8 protein-coding genes and 2 pseudogenes are annotated in these 9,131 nt (G+C 38.3%); 7 read left to right on the forward strand and 3 right to left on the reverse strand.

The features are described from left to right. Positions 1-8: 8 nt before the first annotated feature. Entirely contained in the window at positions 9-470 is a 462-nt protein-coding gene (locus tag H6F62_RS14920; protein WP_190372366.1) for a BON domain-containing protein, read from the forward strand. Positions 471-674: 204 nt separating this feature from the next. After that, positions 675-848 (forward strand): annotated as a pseudogene (locus H6F62_RS20605) (CsbD family protein); the annotation flags it as partial. Positions 849-1,267: 419 nt separating this feature from the next. Here H6F62_RS20605 and bchM read toward each other — a convergent pair. Then, on the reverse strand, positions 1,268-1,963 hold the full coding sequence (gene bchM / locus H6F62_RS14930; RefSeq protein WP_137909038.1) for a magnesium protoporphyrin IX methyltransferase: 696 nt from the start codon (positions 1,961-1,963) through the stop codon (positions 1,268-1,270). 98 nt (positions 1,964-2,061) lie between these two features. Beyond that, on the reverse strand, positions 2,062-2,607 hold the full coding sequence (locus tag H6F62_RS14935) for a hypothetical protein (protein ID WP_228036528.1): 546 nt from the start codon (positions 2,605-2,607) through the stop codon (positions 2,062-2,064). Positions 2,608-2,980: 373 nt separating this feature from the next. Here H6F62_RS14935 and H6F62_RS14940 point away from each other — a divergent pair, with 373 nt between their 5' ends. The 3 genes from H6F62_RS14940 to H6F62_RS14950 all read left to right on the forward strand — a co-directional run bounded on the left by H6F62_RS14940 (position 2,981) and on the right by H6F62_RS14950 (position 6,704). Then, complete coding sequence (locus H6F62_RS14940; protein WP_137909039.1) at positions 2,981-4,522, forward strand: GTP-binding protein; 1,542 nt, start codon at positions 2,981-2,983, stop codon at positions 4,520-4,522. A 354-nt stretch (positions 4,523-4,876) separates the two neighbouring features. Further along, the gene (locus H6F62_RS14945; protein ID WP_137909040.1) at positions 4,877-6,082 is read left to right on the forward strand and encodes a sulfite exporter TauE/SafE family protein; all 1,206 of its coding nucleotides are present in this window, start codon (positions 4,877-4,879) and stop codon (positions 6,080-6,082) included. After that, positions 6,057-6,704: a hypothetical protein gene (locus H6F62_RS14950; protein ID WP_190372368.1), complete on the forward strand. Its 648-nt coding sequence runs from the start codon at positions 6,057-6,059 to the stop codon at positions 6,702-6,704. The genes H6F62_RS14945 and H6F62_RS14950 overlap by 26 nt, the downstream gene beginning before the upstream one ends. A gap of 64 nt (positions 6,705-6,768) precedes the next feature. Here H6F62_RS14950 and galE read toward each other — a convergent pair whose 3' ends face one another. Beyond that, a complete protein-coding gene (gene galE / locus H6F62_RS14955; RefSeq protein WP_137909042.1) occupies positions 6,769-7,767 on the reverse strand; it encodes a UDP-glucose 4-epimerase GalE in 999 nt (332 codons plus the stop codon). A 126-nt stretch (positions 7,768-7,893) separates the two neighbouring features. Here galE and H6F62_RS14960 point away from each other — a divergent pair, with 126 nt between their 5' ends. Then, positions 7,894-8,580 carry a Uma2 family endonuclease gene (locus tag H6F62_RS14960; RefSeq protein WP_137909043.1) on the forward strand — a complete coding sequence of 229 codons (687 nt, stop codon included), beginning with the start codon at positions 7,894-7,896 and terminating at the stop codon, positions 8,578-8,580. 108 nt (positions 8,581-8,688) lie between these two features. Next, positions 8,689-9,131, forward strand: a pseudogene (locus H6F62_RS14965) (type II restriction endonuclease); the annotation flags it as partial.

Below are 9,131 nucleotides of genomic sequence, written 5' to 3' on the forward strand. Positions count from 1 at the left end.
TTTGAACCATGAAAAAAATCATGCCTTTAGTTCTCGGCGGGATTCTACTTCTGGGAACCGTTGCCTGCGACAATAAGGCTAAAACTAGCAGCAGTGCGCCCAATTCGACTGAGGAAACTGGTGAAGTTCCCACAGATAAAACAGTCGAAAGTAACCAAAAAGATGCAACTAGCAAAGTCCGTCGAGATCAACTTAATGCAGATATTCGCGCTCGTGAGGAACGTCATAACATCACTGGGGGAAGTTCAGATCGGGCTAATGCCGATATTGCCAGTGAGGTGCGCTCTAAACTGGAAGCCAATATTCCCTCTGGTCAACTAACAGTTACTTCTAAAAATGGGGAAGTTGTCGTAGCTGGAACTGTACAAACTCAAGAACAATTAAACAAAATCGATCCTCTTGCTAAGGAAATCAGAGGCGTTAAAAGTGTGAAAGTTGTCGTTAAAATTGCCCCGGCTGTGCGAAATTGACCATGATCAGGCCTTTAATAAATTAATTACCAACTAATTACCAATCTATAAATGAGGGAGCAAAATTCAATGATATTACTTCAAGCATTTCGCAAATTTTTTCTCACCATTACTTTAGTTTTATTTTTGGTAACTTCTACAGCTTTTGCTGCTGAGGATAGTTTGGCTACAACTTTGTTGACTCAACCAAATAGCCTAACTCAAATTGCAAGCATGAATCGAGTGGAAGCAACAACTAAGAATATTGAAGGTAAAATCCAGGAAGCTATTGGTAATGTTAGAGGAAACAAAAAAGATCAATTTATGGGAAAAGCAAAGCAAGCGGAAAGCAAGGTTCGTAATGCAGTTGAAGATATAAAAGATGGGATTTGGAAACAAAAGTCAAAGTCGGTGACAAAAGATATTGAAGCTAAAACTGAAAGGGCAATAGACAATAGTATTGTTAATCCTAATTACCTACCTGGGGGAAAAACTAAGGATACGAAAAGCGAATCTCGTAACCCCGCAGATAAAATGAAAGATCAAATCCGCGATACTTTTAAGTAGTTCTTGATTAAGATTTATAGTTTGGGTTAACCTATGTTACCCAACAATTTTAGGATTTGGTTGGGTTGCTTGCGCTGTTGCTGCACCCAGCCTCCAGTTATTTTTATTTTTAATATTTTTCATATTATAAGAATGGTTAGTTTATTACGGGAGAGACTTTGAAAATCTTGTTTTTACCTTCCCCTTCCCCAGTAGGGAAGGAGTTAGGGGTTAGGTTTTTAGAGTTTTTATGTTGAACATAATACTTTTGATTACTCAGCAGGTATACGAGTTGCTTCTAGTAAGCGAGAAAAGTAGAAGCGTGTACGAGTCATAGCCTGTCTTTGCACTGAAAAGCCATTTTTTTGTAGGACTTTAATGACATCAGATTCACGGTGTAAATAGGCACGAGTGGCTTTACTCGGTCCAGGAAAGAAACTACCGATTTTTTTGAGGATAGTCAGAAAGCAGGTTTTGGGCGCGAAACTGAGAATAATTCTTGATTGTGCTAAAGAACACAGGTGAGAAATCATTTCATCGGCTTTGTCTTGGGGGTAATGAATCAGAACATCTAAACAGATGATGGTGTGATAATTACCACTCAAAGATTCTAAATCCTGTACCGCAAAGGAGGGATTTATGGTATTGGAAAAAGCCTTTACAGCCCTATCTTGGGCTTCTGATACCATTTTAGCAGAAATATCACTGGCATAGACTTTAGCGCCTTCCATAGCCAAGGGAATACTTAAACTACCCACACCACAGCCAGCATCACAAATTGATAATTCTGGTAAATTGTTGTCAGCTTTTAGCCAGCCAATGACATTATCTACAGTTTGCTGATGTCCAGTGCGAATATCTAACTGGACTTTGTTGACTTCACCATCACCATAGATGCGTCGCCACCGATCAAAGCCTGTGGAGTTAAAGTATTCGCGGACTATTGTTTTATCCTCGGCTGCATTCATAAACTCAATTGTTAACGGTTTACAATTCTTAAAGTTATCATTTGTCGGTGGATTCCCTGCTATAATGTTTGAACAAATGCAGTCGGGATGAATCAGGATTAAATTCTTAAAAAGCGACTAGCTAATTTAAGTAAATCAGCAATATCAACATTACCATCACCATCAATATCTAGAAATTTATTTAAGAACGGATTGCCACTAGATTGCAAGAAACTCAAGATTAAAGGCACTAAACTGGGTAATAGTTCTTGAATTTTCTCAACATTTAAGCCGGCGACCTGGGCGGCGTTTTCAGTGACTTTTGCTTGAATATCTGGAGAAAATAGGGTATTTACCGCTTCAGAATTAGGTGAAGTTCCTGCAAATTGATTGACAAAATCCTGTACGGATTCAGTTCCGTCGGTAGCTTGCTTCACCTGCAAAGATGATTGTACTTCTTTACCAACAACTGATAAAATTGATTGGATTGTCGAGGAGTCTGCACCAACGTTATTACCTAATTGTTTAACTGTATTGGCAATATTTAGCAAGTCATCCAAACCACCACCTTGAGTGGAATTACTAACAACATTTAGTAAGTCATTTAAGCCACCGACTTGAGTGGAACTATTAACAGCCCCAAGAATTTGATCAAACAGTCCCATTGATTTTTACCCGTTATTTTTAATGTTTCTCATGATCAATTCTATAGCAGAATTGAGGATTAAGTAGTGGAATTATATGATTCTACAGCATATTTCAGGTAAATGAAAGACTATTTTTCTCTACTCTCCAAGCCGGAGAATCATCTTTGCCCAGATCGGATTTACATAGATGTCACAAAAATTATATTTTTTATATTTTTTTCTTTGTTGTCTGGGCTTTATCCCTGATTTTGTGGCGGTAGGGTTGGAAAAACAGGACTAAAGTTCTGACTACAGGCTAGGATATGGAAAAAAGTGCTTTGTACTTGATACCTGGTACTTTATACTTGAGAAAATTAAACAACCCATTATACAAGTAATAAATTTATCATTCATGCCTTTGTCTCGCGTAGTAACACTGATTGTTGGCCTAATCGTCATTTTGGCGTTAACCTTATGGCTGATTGATTCTCTCTCTCGGCTGTACTGGCAGTTGTCCTATTCACCATTGTTGGGTAATTTACTATTATTACTGCTAATTTTCTTGATTGGTGGTTTAATCGCCGCCTTTGTCTATTATGTACTAGTGCTGCGAAAAGGAGAGGAAAAATCCCGACGACAACGCCAAAGAGTGACTCCAGCCCAAATTCCTGCGGCTAAATCTGATGCTGCTTCTTCCACTTTACAAGCAGTGCGTCAACAAGTAGCCCAAATTCAAGATGAGGTGACACGCCAAGCTTTACTCAGTCGCACTAGGGACATTGAGGCTAATTTAGCTAGGGGAGAAATTCAAGTTGTTGTCTTTGGTACAGGAAGCGCCGGCAAAACGTCCTTAGTTAATGCCATTATGGGGCGGATAGTGGGTGAAGTCAACGCGCCTATGGGGACAACTCAGGTGGGAGAAACCTATTGTTTACGGTTGAAGGGTTTGGAACGGAAGATATTAATTACCGATACTCCAGGGATTTTAGAACCAGGGGTGGAGGGTACGGAACGGGAACAACTGGCTAGGGCTTTGGCTACGGAAGCGGATTTACTGCTATTTGTGGTAGATAATGATTTACGCCGTTCTGAATATGAACCACTGCGGGGGTTGGCGGAAATTGGTAAGCGATCGCTTTTAGTGCTAAATAAAACGGATTTATATACTGATACTGATAGGGATGTGATTTTGGGGAGATTGCGGGAGAGAGTACGTAGTTTTATTGCTACTAATGATGTGGTAGCGATCGCTGCTAACCCGCAAATAGCTAAGTTAGAAACCGGCGAAACCTGCCAACCAGAACCGGATATTATCCCCCTGTTGCGGCGCATGGCTTCTATCTTACGGGCTGAAGGTGAGGATTTAATTGCGGATAATATTCTCTTACAATCTCTGCGCTTAGGAGAAGAAGCCCGCAAACTCATAGACTCCCAGCGTCGTCGTCAAGCTGATAAAGTCATCGTCCGTTACCAATGGATTGGGGCAGGTGTGGTTTCTGTAACACCATTACCAGTAGTAGATTTACTGGCAACTGCTGCCGTTAATGCCCAAATGGTAGTAGAAATTGGTAAGATATACGGTTGCGATTTAAACATGGAAAGGGGTAAAGAATTAGCCCTATCTTTAGGAAAAACTATCGCTGGTTTAGGTATCGTCAAAGGGGCAATTCAATTATTATCAACAGCTTTACAACTCAATGTAACTACTTTTATTGTCGGTAGAGCAATTCAAGGTGTAACAGCCGCTTATTTAACCCGCATTGCTGGGAAAAGCTTTATTGAGTATTTTCGTCATGATCAAGATTGGGGTGACGGGGGAATGACAGAAGTAGTACAACAGCAGTTTCAGATTAATCGTCGAGATGAGTTTATCAAAGTTTTTGTTCAAGAAGCGATCGCTAAAGTCGTTAAACCTTTAACTGATAGCTTTACAGACAAAGAAGAATATAAGTAAAAATATTGACGTTATAAATTACATATAATTACATATAATTACATATAAATTACATATAAATTACATTTTTAGATTTTGGCATTTTGGCATTTTGGCATTGTTTTGATTTGTTGCTTTGCTATGTTAGGTACGCGAATGTCTTTGTGCGATAATTCCGACTTGCAGAATCCCTCGGTTTCTAACCGGGGGTCTTTTTTAGTATATATGTGTCTTTATACAGTAATTTTTAGTCCCTCTACCGGAATCCGAGTCTGGCAACACTAAGACTAAGTTTGACAGCTTGTCTTTTGACATGAACCTCATGGTAAGAGATGAAAAATAGAATACTTCCCCAGTTTCCATAATTTAATTAATATGCTAGACTTGTCACTTATAATCCTGCTAGGTTTTCTGGGCAGTTTTGGACATTGCTTTGGAATGTGTGGACCATTAACAGTGGCCTTTTCCCTTTCTAAGCAGCCAGAAAATCCGAGTTGGCAACAACAATTAAAATTTCATACTTTACTGAACTTGGGGCGAATGTTGAGTTATACTTTAGTCGGTGCTGGCATTGGCTCACTAGGTTCAGTATTAGTAGAAGGTGGACAACTAGCGGGAATTGGTAGCGATTTGCGGCATTGGGTAGCCATAATTACGGGTACGATGCTGATTTGGTTTGGTTTAGGACAAATTAAACCGGGTTTTTTACCGCATATTCCCCTTTTACACCCTATATTAAAAGGTAACTTACACAACCGCCTCAGTGCGGGCATGATGAAGTTATCTTCACAAACTCAATGGTGGACACCGGCACTTTTGGGCATGACATGGGGACTAATGCCCTGTGGTTTTTTATACGCTGCCCAAATCAAAGCAGCGGCTACAGGGAATTTGTGGCAAGGTGCAGGGACAATGTTAGCTTTTGGGATTGGCACACTACCCATCATGGTGGGTGTAGGTGTTTCTACGGCATTAATTAGTAAAGATCGCCGTAGTCAATTATTCCAGTTGGGGGGGTGGGTAACTTTGATTATTGGTGTTATTACCCTACTGCGGACGGGAGACACCATGACAGACTATAACGGCCACGCCGCCCTAATCTGTTTAATTCTTTCATTGATTGCTCGGCCTGTCAATAGTTTTTGGTCTGCACCACTGCGTTACCGTCGGGCTTTGGGAGTTGGGGCTTTTATGCTATCTGGGGTACATACTATTCATCATCTTGAACACTCCCTCAAATGGAATTTCAGCGCTTTTTGGTTTTTACCGTTAGAATTTCAATGGGGAATAGGTGCTGGGGCTGTAGCATTAGTATTAATAACTCCTGCTGCTTGTACAAGTTTTGATTTTCTGCAAAAGTCATTAGGTAAATATTGGCGGCAAATTCATCTTTTTAGTGTACCAGCTTTATTATTAAGTGCTATTCATACGGTTTTAATGGGTTCTCATTACTTCCAAAACCAATTAACCGTCATTTTGTTGGGGATAATTACTTTTGGTGTTTTATTGGTACGTTCTCGATATTTTTGGATATGTTTAGGGTTAGAAAAGTTTTATGTTCCTCCTAAGAAATCGCGGTAGATTAAATATCTTCACTATTTTTAATCGTCACAAAATCAAAATAAAGTATCTATTATTATTAGTTTTATCTAGTTTAATAGTAGCTGAAAATACTCAAGTTTTAGCCCATACAGTAAAAATATCAGCAGACGTGGGTGGTACTGTCCACTTAGAACCTAATGATAATCCCCGCGCTGGAGAAGTTACTCAAGCTTGGTTTCTCCTGACCCGTAAAGGTGGTCAGGTAATTCCTTTAAAAGATTGTGATTGTCAATTAGCTGTTTATGCTGAACCTCATGTCACAGGAGAACCGGCATTAATTCAACCTCTATTAAAACCCATTCAGGCTGAACGGTATCAAGGCATACCAGGAACAGAATTTATTTTTCCTAAACCAGGGGCTTATCAGTTGGAATTGAGTGGTACACCTGTGACTGTCGGGAGTTTTCTACCTTTTGAGTTAAAGTTTCTTGTGACTGTGGCTACGGGAAAGGTTGTTAATAGTCCTCAAGGGGTGGAAAATGCGATTTCAAAGCAGCAAGGGAGAAAAATTGGGTTAACACAACCTTTGATTTGGTTAGGAATTTTGTTGATATTTGGAGGAATTGTCATTTTTTTGGTGCAAATTAAGAAGAAAAACTAGGGAAAAGGAGAAAATTAGCGTTTCAAAACCCAATTATCCCTGTGCTGATTAATTACAGCAAAAGTTATTTATGCCTTTTTTGATGCCATTGCCAAGCGTGAGAGACAATATCTTTAATATCTGGATATTGAGGTTGCCAATTCAAGATTTTTCGAGCTTTTTCGCTTGTACCAATTAATGCGGGAGGATCTCCGGCACGACGATCGCATTCTTTGACTGATATTATCATACCTGTAACATCTTCGGCTGCGGCAATTACTTCTCTAACTGAAAAACCGTTACCATTTCCTAAGTTAAAAACCTCACTTTTACCACCATTTAATAGATATTCTAGTCCTAAAATATGGGCATCTGCTAAATCATTGACATGAATATAATCGCGGATACAAGTACCATCAGGAGTAGGATAATCAGTACCAAAAATACTAATAGCTTCCCGTTGACCTAATGCTGTTTGCAATATTAAAGGGATTAAATGGGTTTCGGGATGATGATCTTCTCCTAATAATCCTTGGGGGTTAGCACCAGCAGCATTAAAATACCGAAAACGCACCGATTTAAAATCGTATGCTACATCAAAATCAGTTAATATTCTTTCTACCATTAATTTGGTTGCACCATAGGGATTAATGGGATTTTGGGGATGATCTTCGGTAATGGGAATAAAATCCGGCACACCATAGGTAGCACAGGTGGAAGAAAAGACAAATTTATGAATAGAAGCTGCTAACATTGATTCTAATAATGTCAATGTTCCTAAAACATTATTCCGGTAATATTTAGCAGGATCGGTAACAGATTCTCCTACATAAGCATAGGCGGAAAAGTGCATAACTGCGGCAAAATTGCGAGTCTGAAAGAGATTATCTAATAAAGTGCGATCGCTTGTATCTCCTTGGATCAATTCTACTTGTAAAACCTGTTCTACCAAATCCCGATGTCCATACACCAGATTATCTAGAATTACCACCTCATAACCGGCTTGCTTGAGTGCTAATACCGTATGAGAACCAATATATCCTGCTCCCCCCGTTACCAAAATACTAGGTTTTACCACTGACATAGTTTCTCCTGGATGATGATTTGATTAATCTAATTTAGCGTGAGTTTTAATGATTATAGAAAATAGTCAACTGATAATTATATAGTTTATATTAAGTTTAACCCGAATTGATTTGAGGGAATAACCATGACAGTATCCGTAGAATATATACCTGTTACTCCTATTGAATACCCGGAAGAGGACGGTAAACCAATGGCTGAAGGTGATCTACAATGTAGTTATTTGACCTATGCGAGAAATGTCCTCCGGATTTATTTTCAAAATCGTCCAGATGTGTATGTAGCTGGTAACTTATTCATCTATTATGAAAAAGGTTATCCTGGGTCAGTTGTCGCACCAGATGTATTTGTGGTATTTGGTGTGGAGAAACATGATCGAGGTAGTTATAAAACCTGGGAGGAAAATGATCAAACTCCTGGTTTTGTCTTAGAAATTACCTCAAGAAGTACCCGCAGTCAAGATCAAGGAGCAAAAAAAGGAATTTACGCTTTTTTAGGTGTCAGTGAATATTTTCAATATGATCCTACAGGGGATTATCTTAGTCCTCAATTGCAAGGTTTACATTTAGTTGATGGTAATTATTTACCGATTTTACAACAGGGTGTAAATGATCATATCATCTCTTTAAAAAGTGAAGTATTAGGTTTAGAGTTGCGACTAGAAGAGGGAAAATTACGTTTTTACAACCCTGTTACAAATCAAATTCTTCTCACTCATGAAGAGGAAGTAACTGCTAGACAGGAATCTGAAACAAAAGCGCGGAAGTTAGCTGCTAAATTACGCGAGTTGAATATTGATCCTGATAGTTTATAATGAATAAGATATATCCCCAACTTTTTTAATAATTCGGGGATATGAAAATTACGTTTCTAATTACGTTTCTAATTACGTTTTTAATTACATTTTCTGCGTGAAAAACAAATGAACTCACAGAAACTACAACCCAGAGAATCATTAAATAAAGCATTTCTGAAAATCAATCCTTTTAGAAAGGATATTGAAACTTTCAAAAAACATCTAAAAAACCTAATTGCAAAAATTAACGAATCTGAATCAGAGGAATTTCATAAAAACCTGATTGCTGACTTTTTCAAGAACACATATTACAGTTATCATCACTTTATTAATACTAAAGGACGAAATGACCTGGTTATTCATAATGGTCAAGACCCTAAAACCAGTGTTGGTGTAATTTTAGAAGTTAAAAAGCCAACAAATAAAAGCGAAATGCTCAAAATTGATAATTTAAATACTAAAGCATTTCAGGAATTAGTTTTATATTTTCTCAGAGAACGTTTAACAGAGAAAAATCTAGAACTGAAATATTTAATAGCAACTAATATTTACGAATGGTTTATTTTTGA

The sequence above is a fragment of the Anabaena sp. FACHB-1391 genome, assembly GCF_014696755.1.
Classification (GTDB): domain Bacteria; phylum Cyanobacteriota; class Cyanobacteriia; order Cyanobacteriales; family Nostocaceae; genus Dolichospermum; species Dolichospermum planctonicum.

Bases quoted from the DNA above. Each gene is read 5' to 3' on its own strand.
- H6F62_RS14960 (WP_137909043.1), top strand. From the start codon at position 7,894: ATGACAGTATCCGTAGAATATATACCTGTTACTCCTATTGAATACCCG.
- bchM (WP_137909038.1), bottom strand. From the start codon at position 1,963: ATGAATGCAGCCGAGGATAAAACAATAGTCCGCGAATACTTTAACTCC.
- H6F62_RS14945 (WP_137909040.1), top strand. From the start codon at position 4,877: ATGCTAGACTTGTCACTTATAATCCTGCTAGGTTTTCTGGGCAGTTTT.
- H6F62_RS14935 (WP_228036528.1), bottom strand. From the start codon at position 2,607: ATGGGACTGTTTGATCAAATTCTTGGGGCTGTTAATAGTTCCACTCAA.
- H6F62_RS14920 (WP_190372366.1), top strand. From the start codon at position 9: ATGAAAAAAATCATGCCTTTAGTTCTCGGCGGGATTCTACTTCTGGGA.
- H6F62_RS14940 (WP_137909039.1), top strand. From the start codon at position 2,981: ATGCCTTTGTCTCGCGTAGTAACACTGATTGTTGGCCTAATCGTCATT.
- galE (WP_137909042.1), bottom strand. From the start codon at position 7,767: ATGTCAGTGGTAAAACCTAGTATTTTGGTAACGGGGGGAGCAGGATAT.
- H6F62_RS14950 (WP_190372368.1), top strand. From the start codon at position 6,057: ATGTTCCTCCTAAGAAATCGCGGTAGATTAAATATCTTCACTATTTTT.